This is a genomic window from Plantibacter sp. T3 (assembly GCF_902506515.1).
Classification (GTDB): Bacteria; Actinomycetota; Actinomycetes; order Actinomycetales; family Microbacteriaceae; genus Plantibacter; species Plantibacter auratus.
On the sequence record NZ_LR733286.1, the window covers coordinates 1 to 18,371 of the forward strand.

Here is an 18,371-nt window from a genome sequence, read left to right on the forward strand (position 1 = left end):
CCGGAGAACCCCTCACGGTCCCTGGTGCCCCACCACCGGTCCCTGGTGCCCCACCACCGGTCCCTGAGCCTGTCGAAGGGCACCCGCCCTCGGGGTGAAAACACGACTGCCCCGCCCGGAGTCGGGCGAGGCAGTCAATCCATTGGGTTCCGTGGCGTCAGTCGACGTTCGCGTAGAGCCACTCGAGCGGGTCGACCCAGGTGACGCCGTCGAGTCGGATCTCGAAGTGGAGGTGCGGGCCCGTGGACATGCCCGTGCTGCCGGTGAGGCCGAGGATGGTGCCGACCTTGATCGCCTGCCCCTCGACGACGCGGACCGAGCCGTGCTGCATGTGCGCGTAGACGCTCGAGACGAGGCGGCCGTTGATGGTGTGGTCGACGATGACGTTGACGCCGAGCGAGCCTTCGCCGTCTTCGACGTGGCGGACGACGCCGTCGGCGATGACCTGGATGGGTGCGCCGTTGCCGGGGTTGAAGTCCTGGCCGTGGTGGTCGCTCGAGCAGCCGGCGCAGTCGCGGGCACCGAAGCGGTCACCGATGGTGACACCGACTGCGAACGGCCACTGGATGGTCCCGTTCGGGTTGTTCGTGAAGGTGTTCGCGGGGCGGATGCCCATTGCGGCGGCGGCTTCCTCGACGGTGCTCGTGGTGTAGTCGTCGCGGGTGAAGGTCAGCTCAGCCGATCCCTCGCTGTCGAGCGACTGCGACGCCTGGTTGCTCAGCCCGTTGCCGTCGCCGAGCTCGGCCTGCGAGGCCTCGGCCACCGACGTCGCGACGTCTTCAGCGGTGAGCAGCGCGTTGGCGGGCACCGAGGTGGCCACGGCCATGAGGGCGACGAAGCCCATCGCGGCACCCGCGAAGATCTTGGTGGTGATGCGACGCTTGCGCGCGATGGTCGTCGGGCGGGGCGACGCCGGTGCGGCGGACGGACGGGACGATGCGCGGGGCTTCGAGGCCGGCTTCGGTGCAGCTGCGCGGCGTGCACGGGGAGCGTCGACGGTGGAGGCGTCGACCGTCACCGTGATGGACTCGGTGGCCGGAGTGGTGTCGGAAGCCACGGCCGGTTCGGCGATGAGCGGCTCTGCCTCGACCGGCGCGATGTCGGCGACGTCGGGGGTGTGCACGGCGTCGATCGCCTCGGCGATCATCTGGTCGACCGGGTCGATGGCCGCGGCCGTCTCCTCCTGGTCGGCGCTGGCCTCATGCGTCGGCTCCTGCAGCACGGACTCCTGGTGCTCCAGGGCGGCCGCCGCCTGACGCTCACGTTCGCGGAGTTCACGGCGGCTGAGCGGCGGCGTCTGCACGGGTGCAGCGCTGTTCTCGACAGACGTGTTCTGCGGGTCCTGAGGGTCGGGAAGCACAGGGGTGTCCTCAGGGCTTGCATGGCGTGACAAGGGGGCGGGGGCCTTTCAATGGGCTAGCAGGAAGATCTCGAGGTCCGTCCGCGCGGGGGAACGCGAAGGTAACGAATGCATAAATGCTAGCAACGGGAGGCTGAAAAAGCCATGGCAGTGCTCGGTTTTGCCTGATAAAGCCCTGGTCAGAGGCTATATGAGAGTTCTCTTATGAACGAGTCGCCACCGGAGCGTTACCGCGAGCGGCGGCGGCGCGCATGGAGTGTCACCCGATCGGCGTCGCGAAGCCCTGCTCGACGAGGAGCCGTTCGAGGACCGCGAGCAGCGGTGCATCGGCGGCCATGATGAGCTGCGTGGTGGCCGGAGCACCGTCGAAACCGGCGACCGTCGCGCCCGCCTCGGCAGCGATGAGCGCGCCTGCGACCTGGTCCCACGGCTTCAGGCCGCTCTCGTAGTAGGCGTCGAGGCGGCCGGAGGCGACGCTGCAGAGGTCGAGTGCGGCGGAGCCGATCCGCCGGACGTCGCGGAAGGTCCCGAGGAGGGCGCCGAGCACGGCTGCCTGCTCCATGCGACGCGAGGCGGTGTAGGAGAAGCCCGTGCCGAGCAGCGCCACGTTCGGTGCCACGCCTCGGTTGACCTCGAGGGCGCGGCCGTTCAGTCGTGCTCCACCGCCGCGGGAGGCGGCGTAGTGCTCACCCAGGACCGGGTTCACCACAGCCCCGGCGAGGGCGGTCCAGGTGGCCGGGTCCGGTTCACCTTCGACGACCCCGATGCTGACGGCGTACGCGGGGATGTCGTAGAGGTAGTTGACGGTGCCGTCGATGGGGTCGACGACCCAGGTCAGCCCGGAGGTCCCCGTCGCGCCGCCTTCCTTGCCGGTCTCCTCGCCGAGGAATCCGTCGTCCGGTCGTGCCGCGAGGAGGCGGTCGCGGATGAACTGCTCGGACTCGCGGTCGGCTTGGGTCACGACGTCCTCGACCGACGACTTGCTCGCCGCGATCTCGACGCCCTCCCGGCGTCGGCGCAGGATCAGTTCGCCGGCCTCTGCGGCGATGTCGGTGGCGATCTGGAGGAGTTCTTCGTGTCCGGTCACCCCACCACCCTATGGCGGCCCCTCCTGCCCTTCGACACGTCGACCGCCTCAGTGCGCTGCAGCTCAGGGACCGGATCGAACCCGGGCACACGTCCGCCGCGGGCCGAGGCGGCGCAACCCGAGCACCCTTCGACAGGCTCAGGGACCGAAGCGTTCCGGGCACACCTCTCCCCGCTCACCGAGGCAGCGCAACCCGAGTGCCCTTCGACAAGCTCAGGGACCGGTGCCTCCCGGGCAGGCCTCTCCCGGTCACTGAGCCTGTCGAAGTGCCCACGAGGAAGCCTCCTCGTTCCGGGCATACCCCTCCCGGTCACTGAGCTTGTCGAAGTGCCCACGAGGAACCCTCCGATACGTCGACAGGCTCAGTGCGGCGCAGCTCAGGGACCGGCGCACCTCCTCCGCAGACCGAGGCGCCACGACCCGAGTGCCCTTCGACAGGCTCAGGGACCGGCGCCTCACGGGCACACCCCTCCCGCTCACTGAGCCTGTCGAAGTGCCCACGAGGAAGCCTCCTCGTTCCGGGCACACCCCTCCCGGTCACTGAGCCTGTCGAAGTGCCCACGAGGACCCACCCCCTTCGACAGGCTCAGGGACCGAAACTGGTCAGAAGGGTGCGGGGTCCGGTTCGGTCCGGTGGTGTTTGCCGTCGGGTGTGGTCCAGTCGAGGACCCCGCCGGGCCCGTGGTCGAGGTTCCATCCCGGGAGGTGTTTCATGCGGTGGTGATGTCGGCAGAGACAGGCGAGATTGCCGACATCCGTTGCCCCGCCGTCTTCCCACGCGACCGAGTGATCGAGATCACATGCTCTGGCTCGCCTGCCGCAACCGGGTGCGCGACAGGTGCCGTCCCGAAGGCGCACTGCCCGTTGCAGATCGGCCGGGACCCGGTACTGGTTGCGTCCGACGGAGAGCATCGCACCCGTCTCCGGCTGGACGAGGATCCGGGTGAAGCTCGGGGCGTTCACCGCGATGCGCGACGCGATCTCAGGATCGATCGGGCCGTACCCGTCGAGCGTCGCCGGGGCATCGCTCACACCGGCCATGCTCAACGCCGGGACCGTGATCTGGACGGTCGGCTTGATGTGCTCCTGCACCTCGATCGGATGCGGGAGCACCGGGCTCGACATCACGTCTTCCGGGGTCGCGCCGGTGAGGGCGAGTGCCGCCAGGGCGTCGGCTTGCAGTTGTGCGCAGGTGCGAGTGTCGCCAGCTGCGCGTGACTCCGCTGCTGCGGCCTCGACGCGCTCCATGATGCCCTGCGCGATCGGCGCCGTGGTGAACAAGTGCACCCAGGCCATGCCGTCCGCTGCGGGCTCGAACTCGACCCGGCGGTCCGCTTCTGAGCGGGTTGCGCGCGCCGTGATGGACTCGGGGTGGAGGCGCTCGCGGAGCACTCGGGCGCGCCTGCGGAGGTTCGCGTTGGTCAGCTGCTCCGCGGCCGGCAACACAGCCTCCAGGAACGCCGCCCGCCCCGCGGTCGGCACGTCACTGAGTTGGTCGATGATGGTCTGCGCGCGCCGGGCCGAGATGCGGCCGGCCTCGAGCGAGGCCAGCACAGCGGGCGCATCGTTGACGAGACGTTCCGCGTCGTTCGTCGCCCGCTGCACAGTCTGCTCGGGCGTGCGGGTCGCCATCGCGAGGGCGGCACAGGTCGAGCGGCGGGAAAGCGCCTGCCGCTCCGCGGGCGGGAAGATCGCCGGGACCGTGGCGTCGGCGAACGCGTCGGCGTAGGCGGCAGATCGAGCAAGGAGTCGGGCCTCTCGCGCATCGAGAGCCGCCCGCAGCCGTTGGATCTCCGCGTACTCGTCCGAGAACTCCGCGAGCTGCGCGGCGTATTCATCGCCTACGCGGATCGCGGTGAGGGTGGTCTCGGTCATGACCCAAGTCCACCATGGACCACTGACATTCCAGATGCTGAGTTGTGTCGGCTGTGGAAGTCTCCTCGTGTGCCCTTCGACAAGCTCAGGGACCGAAGAAGGCAAGCCGGATTCGTGAGGTTCTCCGCAGGCCCTTCGACAAGCTCAGGGACCGAAGAAGGTTGATCAGGGACCGGGAAAGGCATGCCGGATCCGCCAGGCCTTCCGCGCGCCCTTCAACAAGCTCAGAGACGGGGAGGGACGCCCGCCCGACTCTCGCCGGCACGACGAAAAATCGCCCCATCCTGAGGATGAGGCGATTTGTCCGTGGCGAGTGAGGGATTCGAACCCCCGAAGGCTGAGCCGTCTGATTTACAGTCAGATCCCTTTGGCCGCTAGGGTAACTCGCCAAGCGCGCCCGACCGACTTTCGAACAGCCAACCGAAAGCGCTTGACCAATATAGCCGTCAGACCGCCGGACGCGAAATCAGCATCGGCATCCGTCACCGGGCCGCTCAGCGCTCGTCGGACGGCACGGCCTCGGCGTACTCGTTCGCCGCGGCGGCGACCCGGCGAAGGTACTCGGGTGACGAGTTGTACGCCCGGATCCCGCTCAGCCAGCCGTCCTCCGTCCGCATGTCGTAGTCGCTCGCCCGGCAGAGGTAGTTCGCGGCCGCCATCGCCGCGTCGTCGAGGTTCTGCGGGTCGAGCACGCCGTCACCGCTCGCGTCGGTCCCCCAGTTCTCCCACGACTGCGGGATGAACTGGAACGGCCCGACGGCACGGTCGTGGACCGGATCACCGTCGATGACCCCCTGGTCGGTGTCGGTGATCTCCTCGGTCTCGCCACCCTTCAGTGGCACACCGAAGATCGGCGGCGTCACGACACCGTCCTCGCCGAGCTTCGATCCGTCGTGGCGACCGTGGTCGCTCTCGGCGAACCCGACGGCCGCGATCGTCGTCCAGCCGATACCGCACTCCGGCGTCAGCTCGGCCTTGCGGATGGCGGCACCGGCATAGGAACGTAGGGCGCGCTCGGGGATGCCACTCGCTTCGGCGACCTCGGTGATCCACTGGGAGTCGGCGAGGTCGACGTTCGCGACACCGCCGTCAGGGGCGTCGCTCTTCGGCGGGAGCTCGACGGGGACCGCATATGGGACGGGGTCCGGCTCGGGAGCGCAACCGCTCAACACGAGCACACCGATCGCCAGGGTCGCTCCGGCGAGCGCCCCTCGTCGTCCGACGATGGTCCGCTGGTCCTGCTTCACCGGGCTGCGCATCGCACCCACCCAACCACACCTGCCTGAGCGACACCGGCGCTACCATGGTCCACATGGCAGATTCATCGTTTGACGTCGTGAGCAAGGTCGACAAGATGGAGGCGGACAACGCCCTCAACCAGGCGCACAAGGAGGTCGAGCAGCGGTACGACTTCAAGAACGTCGGTGCCTCGATCGCCTGGAGCGGCGAGAAGATCCTCATGAAGGCCAACACGGAGGAGCGCGTGAAGGCGATCCTCGACGTCTTCGAGTCCAAGCTCATCAAGCGCGGCATCTCGCTCAAGAGCCTCGAGGTCGGCGATCCGTTCGCGAGCGGCAAGGAGTACCGGATCGAGGCGACCCTCAAGGAGGGCATCAGCCAGGAGATCGCGAAGAAGGCCAACAAGCTCATCCGCGACGAGGGCCCGAAGTCGGTCAAGTCGCAGATCCAGGGCGACGAGCTCCGCGTCTCGTCGAAGAGTCGTGACGATCTCCAGGCCACCATGGCGCTGCTCAAGGGTGCCGACCTCGACATCGACCTCCAGTTCGTCAACTACCGCTAGCGGGTCGGACGCGGTCGATCACCTCGATCGCGTCATGATCGGCCCCCGCACCACTCTCTTCACCGGAGCACCCGCACGAGCGGGCTCGATGGTTGGAGTGGAGCAGTGGATCACCAGAGACCCGCGGACGGGTCGCATCTCGAACTCTTCCGGACCTCGCGCGCCGGCCAGGAGGTCGGTGTCCCGTGTTGGTGCGCGATCGGCGCGAATCACAGCTACGCCGACTGGCTCGCCGCCGGCCGACCGGATCCGCGGCGTCCGATGGGCTCGCGGCGGCACCTGCCGCCCGCTGAACGCTAGCGGTCGACGGTCGGCGGCTTCGTGAGGTAGCCGCGTCCCCACGCGACGATCTGCTCGAACGCGCGCTGTCGGACGGGCTCCTCGGACAGGAAGACGTCGTGCAGGGCGCCGTCGAGGCGCACGATCGTGACGGTCTCGCCGAGATCGAGTGCGCGTTCCGCGACCGCGTCGACGTCGAGCGCCGTGTCACTGCGCATCATCGCGTCGTTCCACCGCGGCAGCAGGACACTCCGCGCCGACAGCAGCGTGAGTGCCGGCACACGCAGCTGCAGGCCCGCGTCGACGAGCCGATGCCCTCGCAGGATCGCGTTCAACCATCCCGGATGCAACGGGAAGCCGTGGAGCGGACGCCAGGCGAAGTCGTAGTCCCAGGCGCCGTCCATCGTGCTCGACACGGAGCGGGTGTAGAACCCGAGGTCGACGACAGGGAGCTGCGCACGTGGGTCGATCCGCGATCCGGCTTGGACGAGCGGGGCGATCGCGAGCCGCCCGAGCTGTCTCGCCTGGAATTCGAGCCACGGACTGTTCAGGACGAGACCGGCGACGCGATCCTGGTTCCTGGCCGTCCAGAGACTCAGGGTGAGCCCGCCGGTCGAGTGGCCGAGGAGGACGAGTCGGCGCCGGGTCCGCCGCCCCGCGGGATGCTCCTCGGAGCCGTGCCCCATCACCGCGAGCGCGGCCTCGATGTCCTCGTCGTAGGTGCGGAGGTCGTCGACGTATCCCGGCGTCTGGTGCGGACGGAGACTCCGGCCGTACTTGCGCAGGTCGAGCGCGTAGAACCGCGCACCGAGCCTGGCCCAGAATCGCGCGAGGTGACGTTGGAAGAAGTAGTCGGACCAGCCGTGGACGTAGAGGACGTCGATACCGTCCGCGACGTCCGGCAGGAGGAACTCGCCCAGCTGTTCGAGGGGCGGCATCCGGTAGCGGACGAGGGTCGCGACGACGTCGCCCTCGTCATCCGGTTCGAGGGTCAGCGTGCGCTGCTGGAAGCCCTCGCCGAGGATGTCGGCGGTCCACCCTCGAGATCCGGCCATACCGTCACGTTACCGCGCTCGGTGATCGGTGGTCGGATGGTCGGGCTCGCGCGCCGACCACCCGACCTCCGACTACTGCTGGTACGGGTTGTGCTGCTGCGGAGCCTGCGGCTGCTGTCCGTAGGGCTGCTGCGGCTGACCGTGCTGCTGGTGGGAGCCCTGGTCGTGCTGACCCTGCTGGTGCTGGCCCTGCTGCTCGTGCTGACCCTGCTGGAACTGCTGACCGTGCTGCTCACCACTGTGCTGCTCGCGCGGAGCGTCGGCGAGGCCCTCGGGTGCGACGAACCGCGTCACGAGCACGGCGCCGATCGTGAGGAAGCCGGCGAGGGTGACCCCGTAGAGGATCGGCGAGAGGAAGCCCTGGTTGACGAAGAACGCCGGCGTTCCGTACTGCTCGACGACGCCGCGCACGATGGTGACGATGAGCACGATGAGCAGCATGACGCCGGTGCCGACGGCCGCGGCGATGCCCACCGACTGGATCAGGTCTCGGGCGGTGCGGACCCGGGTGAGCGGACGGACCATGATGAGGATGAGAGCTGCTCCCGCACCCCAGAGGGCGATGTTGACGAGGTTCGCGCCGAAGCTCAGCAGGACGTCGCCGATGGGGTAGAACTCCGAGATGCTGAAGAACGACCCGATGAGGCTCACCAGGGCGACGGCCGCGGCGATACCCGCTGCGATCCCGACCGACACGAGGGCGAGACGCGTCTCGCGTGCACGGGGGTTCGGCGCCTTCGGAGCCTGCGCGTACTGCTGCGGCTGACCGTACTGGCCCTGCTGCGGCTGACCGTACTGACCCTGGGGGGCTCCGTACTGACCGGTCTGCTGCGGCTGGCCGTACTGGCCGGTGTCCTGGCCGTACTGGCCGGTGTGCTGCGGCTGGCCCGGGTGCTGCGGCTGGCCGTACTGGCCCTGCTGCGGCTGACCCCACTGGCCCGCCTGCTCACCCGTCTGCGACTGACCCCACTGGCCACCCTGCTGCGGAGCCGGGGTCTGCTGGCTCGTCTGGTCCCACTGCTGCTGCACGGGGTCCGGGTGCATCTCGCCGTAGCGCGGCTGCTGCTGTTGCTGCTGCTGGCCGTCGGCGACGAATGCGGGCGGCTCGGACGGCGGTACGGACGTCGGCTGCTCCGACGGGACGTTCTGGGGCGCGTTGGGGTCGGTCATCCGTCCAGCATAGTGACCGACTCGCGCCGAAACCGGGTTCCGTGAAGCGGCTTGACTCGCGGCGATCGGCCGGATTGCGACCGTCGCGGGCGCGGCTCAGGCGGACGGTGTCCCGTCATCAGACGACTGCGCCCGCGAGATCGCCACCATCTCCTCGCGCGGCACCACCTTGATGCGGGCACGACCCTGTGGTTCACCGAGCGCGATCTCGTGCTGGTCGAGGAGGTGCCAGCCCTCGAGGTCCGTGTAGGCGACGCCACGCGACTCGAGCAGCGCGACGACGGCCTCCTCCTCGGGTTCCGCGGGCGCCCACCAGTCCGCCTGATCGTTGATGACGTGACTGATGGTCTCCATCGCGTCCGACTTCGTGTGGCCGATGAGGCCGACCGGACCACGCTTGATCCACCCGGTCGCGTAGACGCCCGGGACGCGCTCGTTGCTCTCGGGGTGGAGGACCTTGCCCTCGTGGTTGGGGATGACGCCGTGCCGCGAGTCGAAGGGCACTCCGGGCAGCGGGCTTCCGAAGTACCCCACCGCGCGATAGAGCGCCTGGATCGGGACCTCGCGGATCTCACCCGTGCCCTCGACGCCGCCCTGTCCGTCGGGTCTCGTCCGCTCGTACCGGAAGGCGGCGACCTTGCCGGAACCGTCGTCGACGACTTCGAGCGGCTTCGCGTAGAAGTGCAGGTGCAGGCGGCGGGAGGCCTGACCGGTCTCGCGTTTGCGCCACTGCTGCAGGACGCGGTCGATGACCATGACCTGCTTGTTGCTCGCCACCGCCGCCTTCGACGCCTCGTCGTAGTCGAAGTCCTCGTCGGCCAGGATCATGTCGACGTCGTTGAGTTCCCCGAGTTCGCGGAGCTCCAGCGGCGTGAACTTCACCTGTGCGGGCCCACGACGCCCGAAGACGTGCACATCGGTCACGGGCGACTGCTGCAGCCCCTCGTGGACGTTGGCAGGGATCTCGGTCGGAAGCAGGTCCTCCGGGTGCTTCGCGAGCATCCGAGCGACGTCGAGCGCCACGTTGCCGTTGCCGATCACGGCGATCGACTCCGCCTCGAGCGGCCAGGTGCGTGGGACGTCGGGGTGTCCGTCGAACCAGCTCACGAACTCGGCGGCGCCGTACGACCCGTCGAGGTCGATCCCCGGGATGTCGAGCGGGGCGTCCTCGACGGCACCCGTGGAGAAGATCACGGCGTTGTAGTGGTGCTTGAGGTCGTCGAGCGTGATGTCGACGCCGAAACGGACGTTGCCGAAGATCCGGATGTCGCCTCGGTCGAGGACGTCGCGGAGCGCGTTGATGATCCCCTTGATACGCGGGTGGTCGGGCGCGACGCCGTAGCGGACCAGGCCGTACGGGGCCGGCAGCTGCTCGAAGAGGTCGATGGAGACGTCGAACTTCCGTTCCGCCTTCAGGAGGATGTCCGCCGCGTAGATGCCTGCGGGTCCTGCGCCGACGATGGCCAGCCTGAGCTTGGTCACGGTGGTTCCTTTCGTGTCCCCGTGCGGGGTTCCGGGTGCGGCCGGTGGAGCGCTCCGGCCGTCATGCATGCGCGTCTGGGATGCCGTGCCGCCCCGGTGGAGCGGCGCCGCCATCAACTCCTTCGGTCGACGATCGCCTTCGCGAAGTGCACGAGCGCCTTCTTGACCGAGCCGTCGGGCAGCGGTGCCAGTGCCGCGATCGCCTCGTCGGCCCACTGCCGCGCCTCGGCGAAGGTCCGTGCGGTCACGGCGTGGTCGCGCAGGGTGGCGACGAGCGCGGCGAACCGGACGGGGTCGTGGTCCGTCTCCGTGACCTCGGCGTCGAGACGGGCGACGAGGGCCGCGGCTTCGGGGTCGGCGACCGCCTCGCGGCGCAGGTAGAGCATGGGGAGGGTGACGACGCCGGCCCGCAGGTCGGTGCCGGGGACCTTGCCGGTCTCCTCGGGTTGCGGCGACAGGTCGATGACGTCGTCGATGAGCTGGAAGGCGATGCCGACCTTCTCGCCGAACTCGACGACCGCGCTCTCGTACACCTCGGGGGCGTTGGAGAAGATGACGCCGCTCCGGGCCGCGGCGGCGATGAGCGAGCCGGTCTTGTCGGCGAGGACCTGGATGTAGTGCTCGACCTCGTCCTGACCCTCGCGAGGGCCGGTGGTCTCGTGCAGCTGCCCCAGCACGAGGCGCTCGAACGTGGCGGCCTGGATCCGGATCGCCCGCTCGCCGAGGTCGGCCATGATCTGGCTGGCGCGCGCGAACAGGAGGTCGCCGGTGAGGATGGCGGTGTTGTTGCCGAACACCTGGTGGGCGCTGGGGACGCCGCGACGCTTGTCGGCGTCGTCCATGACGTCGTCGTGGTACAGCGAGCCGAGGTGGGTGATCTCGATCGCCTCGGCCGCCCGCAGGACGTTGTCGGTGATGCCGTCGCCGAGCTGGGCGATGAGCATGGTGAGCAGCGGGCGGACCCGCTTGCCGCCGGCCTCGAGCAGATAGCGCGCGGTGACGTCGACGAGGTCGTCGGTGAACCCGAGCTGCTCCTCCAGACCGATCTCGAGGCGGGCCACGCCGTCGTCGATGGTCTTGGCGAGCTTGCGGTCTGCACCGGTCGCGAACATGCGTTCGGCAAGCCCGGCCTGGCTGGCCAGGTTGCTGACACGGCGGGTCGCGCTGGGATTCACAGCTCTAGCCTAGCCGGGGCAGCCCGTCACCTGTGCCGGAGGACCGGAATCCACGGGCGCGATCAGGCGATTGGCAGCTGTGGTCGGACCACATGACTCGGTTCAGCGGAGTCGCACGCCCTCGGCGTCGTAGAACGCCAGATGCGGGAACTCGTGCGCGAGGTCGAGCAGCATCGAGTATCCGTCGGTGTTGAGCGGCGGCCAGGTCCAGGCGTCGACGCCCTGGGCGGTCGGCAACGCGGCGCGGAAGAGGCCCGCTTCGACGCCGGTCCCGAGGTGTTTCGGCGGCACGACGACGAGGGCGATCCTGGCCGACGGCCCGGACGCCACGAACTGGAGCCGCGCACCGGTCGCGTCGTCTCGCACGATGAACTCGCGGGTACCCGGGGTGTCCGGCGGGATCTCGGTGGTGTCGTATCGCTCGTACGGCTTCGCGAACGCGGACTTCGCCCGCCTGGCGTTCAGGAGGATGACGACGAGCACGAGACCGACGATCGCGACGCCCCAGATCCACGGGCCGCCTGGCAGGGTGTCCAACATCCCACCAGTATGCCCGGCCCGCCTGGACGACCCCGGGAGATGTGCCCTTCGACAGGCTCAGGGACCGGAAGGGGTGGCTCAGGGACCGGAGGGGAGATTCAGGGACCGGAGGGAGACTCAGGGACCGGAAGGGGTGGCTCAGGGACCGGAAGGGGTGGCTCAGGGACCGGAAGGGGTGGCTCAGGGACCGGAGGTCAGGCGAGACCGCCGTCGACGGAGCGGCCGTACTCGATCGGCTCGTCTGGCACGAGGACCTCGGTGTCGCGGTTGAGGCTCTCCCCGCGGAAGAAGGGCCGCGAGGACTTCCGGCTGTACCAGAGCAGCATGAGCACGAAACCGAAGGCCAGCGAACCGACGCCGATGACGAACGTCCCGCCGACGCCGAACAGGACCGTGTAGCCGTAGTCGACGTCGAACATGTCGATGCAGCTCTGCACGAAGGCGAAGGTGAGCATGAGCGCCCCGAGGAGCGGGAAGAGGCCCTTGAAGAAGAAGTCCTGCGCGGAGCGGAGGAGCACCTTCCGGAAGTACCAGACGCACGCGTACCCGGTGATGCCGTAGTAGAAGGCGATCGCGAGTCCGAGGGAGAGGATCGAGTCCGCGAGGATGTTCTCGCTCACGAGCGTCATGCCGACGTAGTAGACGATCGCCACGATGCCCATGACGAGCGTCGAGAAGGACGGCGTCTTGAAGGTCGGGTGGACGGTCGCGAACCGTTTCGGCAGCGCCTTGTAGGCAGCCATCGCGAGCGTGCCGCGCGCCGTCGGGAGGATCGTCGTCTGCGTCGACGACACCGCCGAGATGAGCACGGCGACGACCAGGATCCACGCCCACGGTCCGAGCACGAGGTCCTTCAGCGCCAGGAAGATGTCGTTCGCGTTGTCCTCGTTGGCGAGGCCGGTGCCCGTGGTCCCGAGTCCGGCGTAGACCATGGCGGCGACCGTGACGGTGACGTAGGTGACCAGCAGGATGACCGTGGAGATGACCGCCGCGCGGCCCGGGATCTTCTGCGGGTCCTTCGTCTCCTCGTTCAGGGCGAGGCAGGTGTCCCAACCCCAGTAGATGAAGAGTGCGAGCAGCACCGCCTCGATGAAGCCGTGGTAATCGGTGAACGCGAACGGGTTGAACCAGTCGAGCGAGATCGGCGTCGCGTCGGGCGCGGTGCCGTTCGACGCTCCGATGAAGGCGAACACGGCGAACAGCACGAGGGCGAGGTACTGGACGGCGAGGAGGATGTTCTGGATCCGCTCCCCCAGCTCGATGCCGCGGTAGGACACCCACGTCATGAGGGCGATGAACACGACACCGGTCGCGGTGACGAGCGGGACGTTCGAGGCGAGGGAGCCGTCACCGATGAGCAACCACAGGTACTGCCCCGCGATCTGTGCGAGGTTCGCGAGCACCACGATGCCGGCGAGCGCGACGCCCCACCCGCCGATCCAGCCCGTGACCGGGCCGAAGGCCTTCGTCGCCCAGGTGAAGGTGGTGCCGCAGTCCGGTACGTCGCGGTTCAGCTCGCGGTAGGCGAACGCGATGAACAGCATCGGGATGAAGGCGACGATGAAGGCGATCGGCGCCTGGGCACCGACGGCGAGCACGACGAACCCGAGCGTCGCGACGAGCGAGTACACCGGCGCGGTCGACGCCAAGCCGATGATCACGGAGCCGAAGAGGCCGAGGGTGCCGGTGGCGAGACCCTTGCCGCCGGTGGGTGATGCCGGCTGCGACCCGCGGGCCGTGTCCTGTGCTGTCATGACGGAACGGTAGGGCCGGGCGCACCCGTGTGTCAATGCTCCCGTTCGGGACCGGGCTACGGAATCAGTCGCGCCGACTCGCGGGAAGTGACGGGATCAACAGGTTCCACCCCTCGAGAATGCCGAGACGAACCCCGACGGTGTCGAGACTCAGGCCGGCTTGAGTCCGCGGTGCAGGGCGACGATCCCGCCGGTGAGGTTGCGGTAGGCGACGTGCTCGTAGCCCGCTTCACGCAGCCAGGCGGCCAGCTCCGGCTGGCTCGGCCAGGCGCGGATCGAGTCGTTGAGGTAGGTGTACGCCTCGGCGTTCGACGATGCGACGCCGGCGACGAGCGGCATCACGCGCTCGAGGTAGAGGTTGTAGGCGGCGCGCATCGGGGCGAACGTCGGCGTGGAGAACTCGCAGATGACGATCCTGCCGCCGGGCTTCGTGACCCGGAGCATCTCGGCGAGGGCGTCCTTCGGGCGGACGACGTTGCGGAGGCCGAAGGAGATCGTCGTCGCGTCGAACTCCTCGTCGGCGAAGGGGAGGTCGGTCGCGTCGGCCTCGACGAACTGGATGTCGGAGCGGTCGGCGTACTTGTCGCGACCCACGGCGATCATGCCGGGCGAGAAGTCGGCGGCCACGACCTGTGCACCGTTGCGTGCCAGCGCCGCGGAGGACGTGCCCGTGCCGGCCGCGAGGTCGAGGATGCGCTCACCGGCGGCCGGACCGACCGCACGAGTGGTCGCGATGCGCCACAGGGCGTCGTTCCCGACGGAGAGGACCGCGTTCATGCGGTCGTACTTCGTCGAGACGTCGTCGAACATGGCCGAGACCTGCTCGGGCTGCTTGGAGAGGTCGGCGCGGTTCACCCGTCCATCCTACGTCCGCGCCGCTGGGAGCCGGCCGTCCGAGCACGGCTCCCAGGCTCGCGCTCAGTAGTCGATGCGTCCGTGCCGGTTGTGGAACTCGCCGGTGGGACCGTCCGGACCGAGCAGGGCGAGCGCGACGGTCGCGTCCGTCCCCTCGGTCACCGTCTGATGGCCACCGTGTCCGTTGAAGTCGGTCGCGGTGTAGCCCGGGTCGCTCACGTTCACCCGGAACCCGGGTAGGTTCTTCGCGTACTGCACGGTGAGTGTGATGACGGCCGCCTTCGACGCGGCGTACGGGATGGTCGGTACCGCGAACTCGTCGGCCTCCTCGGAGGTGAGGAAGCGGGGCCATCCCACTCCCGAGGCGACGTTCACGATGACGGGTCGGGACGAACGGCGCAGGAGGGGCAACGCGGCCTGGGTGACGCGGACGACACCGAGGACGTTCGTGTCGAGGACGTCCTGCATCGACTCCGGGGTGAGGTCGTCCACGCCGAAGGACGTGCCGAGCACACCGGCGTTGTTGACGAGCACGTCGAGCTCCGGAAGCGCCGCGAGGGCCGCGTCGACGCTCGCCTGGTCGGTGACGTCGAGCTGGACGGGGTGGGCGCCGAGCGCGGCGACGGCATCGCCGCGACCCAGGTCGCGCATGCCGGCGTAGACGGTGTGGCCGGCGTCGATCAGTCGGCGTGCGGTTTCGAGTCCGAGGCTCTTGTTGGCCCCGGTGATGAGTGTGGTGGTCATGGGTCCATGCTCCGCCCGGCATGGTCGGTCCGCCAGGCCCCGGTCGACAGGGGGACCGGCAGTACCAGGATGCGGACCGCCACCGGGGGCACAATGGCCGGATGGACGAATTCGCCGGCGTGCTCCGGGCCTGGCGCGAACGGGTCTCCCCTGCCGAGGTCGGTCTCCCCGCCGGCCCAGGAAGACGGACGGCCGGCCTGCGCCGCGAGGAGCTCTCGGCCCTCGCCGGCATCAGCGTGGACTACATCGTCAGGCTCGAGCAGGGTCGCGCCCGGAATCCCTCACCGCAGCTGCTGCGGGCCCTCGCGGTCGCACTGCGACTGACGGATCAGGAGCGCGACCACCTCTACCGCGCCGCCGGAGCCGCTCCACCACCGCCCGGGGTCGTCCCGCGGCACATCGGTCCGGGCGTGCAGCGCATCGTCGACCGGCTCGGCGACGTGCCGCTGGCGGTCTTCTCCGCCGCCCACGACATCCTGCTCTGGAACCCGCTGTGGGCCGCGGTGAACGGCGATCCCTCCGCCCTCGTCGGCGACGATCGCAACCTGGTGTGGCGGCACTTCACCGCGGGGCACGACGGCACGGACTTCGACGAGCAGCATGAGGAGGAGTTCGCGAGCGACCTCGCCGCAGACCTCCGGGCCGCGGTCGGGCGCTACCCGCGGGACGACGAGCTCGCACGACTCGTGGCCCGGCTGCGATCGGTGTCACCCGAGTTCGAGCGGCGCTGGGCGGAGGCCAGGGTCGCGGAGCACCGGGCGAGCCGGAAGACGGTCACACGGACACCGGTCGGACCGATCACCGTCGACTGCGACGTCCTGTCCACGCCGGGCGGCGACCTGCGCATCGTCGTGTACACGGCGGCACCGGGCACCGAGGACGCGGCGAAACTCGCACTGCTCGGGGTCACCGGGTTGCAGACGATCGGGACGCCCGGCCGGTGAACGCCCCGCCGACGAGGCCGTGACTGCCCCTCCACCGGTCGGGCTGCGGCGGGGAGGGACCCCTCCTGCGCGGGCGTAGGGTTGAACGGTGACCATTCCCCTGACCTCGTCACTGGTCGCCCAGACCGTCGCCATCGACGACCCGCGCCAGCTCCTCCCGTTCGCCGACCAGACCTCGCCGCTCCTCTGGGTGCGGAAGGGATACGGGCTGGTCGGACTTGGTGAGGCGCTCCGCCTGGAGTTCTCGGGTCCCGACCGGTTCACGCGTGCCGCGGCGGCCTGGCGGGACGTCTCCGCCGCAGCGGTGGTGACGGACGAGGTCCGGCGGCCCGGGTCCGGCCTGGTCGCGTTCGGCACGTTCGCCTTCGACGACGAGTCCTCCGCGACGAGCGTCCTCATCGTGCCGCGCACGATCATCGGTCGGTACCCCGACGCGAGCTTCATCACGCGGGTCTCCCTCGGCGACGGCGCCGAGGACGTCGATCCCGTGACCACGGCCTACGGGCCCGAGTACCGCATCCAGCTGACCCCCGGTGTGCAGAGCCGCGACGGCTACCTCGACTCGGCCGAGCGCGCCATCGCCCGCATCCAGGCCGGCGGCCTGAGCAAGGTCGTGCTCGCGCGCGACCTGGCCGGGCACCTCCCCGCGGAAGCGGACCGCCGCCGGGTGCTCCACGACCTCGCCCTCGGCTACCCCGACTGCTGGACCTACGCGGTCGACGGCTTCATCGGCTCGAGCCCGGAGACGCTCGTCCGAGTGGATCGGGGTGCCGTCTCGGCACGCGTCCTCGCCGGCACGATCTCGCGTGGTCCCGACGCCGAGAGCGACCACGACCAGGCCGTCGCACTCATGACGAGCGCGAAGGACCAGGGTGAGCACCAGTTCGCCGTGCAGTCGGTGCTGACCGCCCTGCAGGCACACAGCCCCCAGTTGCGCCGCAGCGAGGCCCCGTTCACCCTCAAGCTGCCGAACCTCTGGCACCTCGCGACCGACATCGACGGACGACTCTCGGACGGCTCGTCCTCGCTCGACCTCATGGACGGCCTGCACCCGACCGCCGCCGTCGCCGGAACCCCAACGCGCGACGCCGTCGCCCTCATCCGCGAGCTGGAACCGTTCGACCGCGGTCGCTACGCCGGTCCGGTCGGGTGGGTGGACGCCTCGGGTGACGGCGAGTGGGCGGTGGCCCTCCGGTGTGCGCAGATCGCGCCGGACGGTGACATCACTGCCTACGCCGGCTGTGGCATCGTCGCCGACTCGGACGCTGCGACGGAGCTCGTCGAGACGAAGATGAAGTTCCGTCCGATCGTGGAAGCCTTCGGCTGAGCCGAAGAACCTCGGCTCAGCTCGCCGCGAGTCGTGCCTGCTCGACGGCGATGTCGTAGTCGGCCGCCGGCCACTGCGGATCGATGTCCTCGAGGGCGTCGAGCAGCAGCCGCTGGACCGCGATGCGCGCGTACCACTTGCGGTCCGCCGGCACGACGAACCAGGGGGCGGCCTCGGTGCTCGTCCGCTCGAACGCCACCTGGTAGGCGTCCTGATAGGCCGGCCACAGCTCGCGTTCGTCCACATCGCCCGGGTTGTACTTCCAGTGCTTGTCCGGACGCGCGAGCCGGTCGGCGAGCCGCTCCTTCTGCTCGTCGGCACTGATCTGCAGCATCACCTTGACGATGCGGGTCCCGCTCGCGACGATGCCCGCCTCGAAGTCGTTGATCGCCCCGTACCGACGCTCGATCTCGTCCGGCGCGGCGAGCTGACGCACCCGACCGATGAGGACGTCCTCGTAGTGCGAACGGTCGAAGACGCCGATCTGACCGGGCTTCGGCAGGTGCGGCTCAACCCGCCAGAGGAAGTCGTGGGAGCGCTCCTCCTCCGTGGGCTTCTTGAAGGCGTGGTGGTGCACGCCCTGCGGGTCGACCGAGCCGACGACGTGCTTGACGATGCCACCCTTGCCCGCCGTGTCCATCGCCTGCAGGACGAGGAGCACCGCTTCTGGGGCTCCCTGCGTGCTCGCCGCGAAGAGTCGCTCCTGCAGCTCGGACAGCGCGGGCACCCCCGCGTCGAGCTCGACCCGGCCCTGCTGCTTGTCGCCATCGAAGCCCGGCGTCGATGAGGGATCGACGTCGGCGAGGCTGAACCCCTCCCCCACGCGCAGCGTGTCTCGGGGTGGTGCCGTCCAGGTCGATGCGTGCTTCGATGCCGTCATCCGCCCATTCTGGCTGCAGGTCGCTTCGGAAGTCGACCCCTGG

General features: G+C 69.4%; 16 protein-coding genes and 1 tRNA gene. 3 read left to right on the forward strand and 14 right to left on the reverse strand.

Annotated features, from left to right (window positions below):
• Positions 1-157 precede the first annotated feature (157 nt).
• The 5 genes from GV015_RS00005 to GV015_RS00025 all read right to left on the reverse strand — a co-directional run bounded on the left by GV015_RS00005 (position 158) and on the right by GV015_RS00025 (position 5,581).
• Positions 158-1,360 (reverse strand): M23 family metallopeptidase, encoded by a 1,203-nt coding sequence (locus GV015_RS00005; protein ID WP_159875709.1) that lies wholly within the window; start codon positions 1,358-1,360, stop codon positions 158-160.
• Positions 1,361-1,619: 259 nt separating this feature from the next.
• Positions 1,620-2,447, reverse strand: a complete 828-nt coding sequence (locus GV015_RS00010) for an inositol monophosphatase family protein (protein WP_159875711.1) — start codon at positions 2,445-2,447, stop codon at positions 1,620-1,622.
• A gap of 603 nt (positions 2,448-3,050) precedes the next feature.
• Positions 3,051-4,322 carry an HNH endonuclease signature motif containing protein gene (locus GV015_RS00015; RefSeq protein ID WP_159875713.1) on the reverse strand — a complete coding sequence of 424 codons (1,272 nt, stop codon included), beginning with the start codon at positions 4,320-4,322 and terminating at the stop codon, positions 3,051-3,053.
• Positions 4,323-4,629: 307 nt separating this feature from the next.
• Positions 4,630-4,711, reverse strand: a tRNA-Tyr gene (locus GV015_RS00020).
• A gap of 105 nt (positions 4,712-4,816) precedes the next feature.
• Positions 4,817-5,581, reverse strand: coding sequence for a lytic transglycosylase domain-containing protein (locus GV015_RS00025; RefSeq protein WP_124767385.1), 765 nt, complete (start codon positions 5,579-5,581; stop codon positions 4,817-4,819).
• A 53-nt stretch (positions 5,582-5,634) separates the two neighbouring features.
• Between GV015_RS00025 and GV015_RS00030 the strand changes: the two genes are divergently transcribed.
• Entirely contained in the window at positions 5,635-6,123 is a 489-nt protein-coding gene (locus GV015_RS00030) for a YajQ family cyclic di-GMP-binding protein (protein ID WP_056014685.1), read from the forward strand.
• A 296-nt stretch (positions 6,124-6,419) separates the two neighbouring features.
• On the opposite strand, the gene GV015_RS00035 is transcribed toward GV015_RS00030, so the two are convergent.
• The 8 genes from GV015_RS00035 to GV015_RS00070 form a co-directional block, all read right to left on the reverse strand.
• Complete coding sequence (locus GV015_RS00035; RefSeq protein WP_159875715.1) at positions 6,420-7,457, reverse strand: alpha/beta hydrolase; 1,038 nt, start codon at positions 7,455-7,457, stop codon at positions 6,420-6,422.
• 72 nt (positions 7,458-7,529) lie between these two features.
• On the reverse strand, positions 7,530-8,627 hold the full coding sequence (locus tag GV015_RS00040; protein WP_159875717.1) for a hypothetical protein: 1,098 nt from the start codon (positions 8,625-8,627) through the stop codon (positions 7,530-7,532).
• Between the two features lie 96 nt (positions 8,628-8,723).
• On the reverse strand, positions 8,724-10,109 hold the full coding sequence (locus GV015_RS00045; RefSeq protein WP_079707009.1) for an FAD-dependent oxidoreductase: 1,386 nt from the start codon (positions 10,107-10,109) through the stop codon (positions 8,724-8,726).
• Positions 10,110-10,222: 113 nt separating this feature from the next.
• A complete protein-coding gene (locus GV015_RS00050) occupies positions 10,223-11,284 on the reverse strand; it encodes a polyprenyl synthetase family protein (protein ID WP_079706663.1) in 1,062 nt (353 codons plus the stop codon).
• A 102-nt stretch (positions 11,285-11,386) separates the two neighbouring features.
• Positions 11,387-11,824, reverse strand: a complete 438-nt coding sequence (locus GV015_RS00055) for a hypothetical protein (protein ID WP_079706662.1) — start codon at positions 11,822-11,824, stop codon at positions 11,387-11,389.
• A gap of 194 nt (positions 11,825-12,018) precedes the next feature.
• Positions 12,019-13,578 carry an APC family permease gene (locus GV015_RS00060; RefSeq protein ID WP_159875719.1) on the reverse strand — a complete coding sequence of 520 codons (1,560 nt, stop codon included), beginning with the start codon at positions 13,576-13,578 and terminating at the stop codon, positions 12,019-12,021.
• A 150-nt stretch (positions 13,579-13,728) separates the two neighbouring features.
• Positions 13,729-14,433 carry a demethylmenaquinone methyltransferase gene (locus GV015_RS00065; RefSeq protein WP_079706660.1) on the reverse strand — a complete coding sequence of 235 codons (705 nt, stop codon included), beginning with the start codon at positions 14,431-14,433 and terminating at the stop codon, positions 13,729-13,731.
• A 63-nt stretch (positions 14,434-14,496) separates the two neighbouring features.
• Positions 14,497-15,177: an SDR family NAD(P)-dependent oxidoreductase gene (locus tag GV015_RS00070; RefSeq protein WP_159875721.1), complete on the reverse strand. Its 681-nt coding sequence runs from the start codon at positions 15,175-15,177 to the stop codon at positions 14,497-14,499.
• A gap of 101 nt (positions 15,178-15,278) precedes the next feature.
• On the opposite strand from GV015_RS00070, the gene GV015_RS00075 reads away from it, so the two are divergent.
• Together GV015_RS00075 and GV015_RS00080 are read left to right on the forward strand one after the other, a co-directional pair.
• Entirely contained in the window at positions 15,279-16,121 is an 843-nt protein-coding gene (locus GV015_RS00075; RefSeq protein ID WP_159875723.1) for a helix-turn-helix domain-containing protein, read from the forward strand.
• Positions 16,122-16,209: 88 nt separating this feature from the next.
• Entirely contained in the window at positions 16,210-17,448 is a 1,239-nt protein-coding gene (locus GV015_RS00080; RefSeq protein WP_236555255.1) for an isochorismate synthase MenF, read from the forward strand.
• A 16-nt stretch (positions 17,449-17,464) separates the two neighbouring features.
• Here the strand turns inward: GV015_RS00080 and GV015_RS00085 are convergent, their stop codons facing one another.
• The gene (locus GV015_RS00085) at positions 17,465-18,328 is read right to left on the reverse strand and encodes a polyphosphate kinase 2 family protein (RefSeq protein ID WP_159875725.1); all 864 of its coding nucleotides are present in this window, start codon (positions 18,326-18,328) and stop codon (positions 17,465-17,467) included.
• Between the last annotated feature and the right edge of the window lie 43 nt (positions 18,329-18,371).

What these genes read in the sequence shown, in the direction of transcription:
- GV015_RS00015 (WP_159875713.1), bottom strand. Translation starts at nt 4,322, where the DNA reads ATGACCGAGACCACCCTCACCGCGATCCGCGTAGGCGATGAATACGCC.
- GV015_RS00025 (WP_124767385.1), bottom strand. Translation starts at nt 5,581, where the DNA reads ATGCGCAGCCCGGTGAAGCAGGACCAGCGGACCATCGTCGGACGACGA.
- GV015_RS00030 (WP_056014685.1), top strand. Translation starts at nt 5,635, where the DNA reads ATGGCAGATTCATCGTTTGACGTCGTGAGCAAGGTCGACAAGATGGAG.
- GV015_RS00035 (WP_159875715.1), bottom strand. Translation starts at nt 7,457, where the DNA reads ATGGCCGGATCTCGAGGGTGGACCGCCGACATCCTCGGCGAGGGCTTC.
- GV015_RS00040 (WP_159875717.1), bottom strand. Translation starts at nt 8,627, where the DNA reads ATGACCGACCCCAACGCGCCCCAGAACGTCCCGTCGGAGCAGCCGACG.
- GV015_RS00055 (WP_079706662.1), bottom strand. Translation starts at nt 11,824, where the DNA reads ATGTTGGACACCCTGCCAGGCGGCCCGTGGATCTGGGGCGTCGCGATC.
- GV015_RS00060 (WP_159875719.1), bottom strand. Translation starts at nt 13,578, where the DNA reads ATGACAGCACAGGACACGGCCCGCGGGTCGCAGCCGGCATCACCCACC.
- GV015_RS00070 (WP_159875721.1), bottom strand. Translation starts at nt 15,177, where the DNA reads ATGACCACCACACTCATCACCGGGGCCAACAAGAGCCTCGGACTCGAA.
- GV015_RS00075 (WP_159875723.1), top strand. Translation starts at nt 15,279, where the DNA reads ATGGACGAATTCGCCGGCGTGCTCCGGGCCTGGCGCGAACGGGTCTCC.
- GV015_RS00085 (WP_159875725.1), bottom strand. Translation starts at nt 18,328, where the DNA reads ATGACGGCATCGAAGCACGCATCGACCTGGACGGCACCACCCCGAGAC.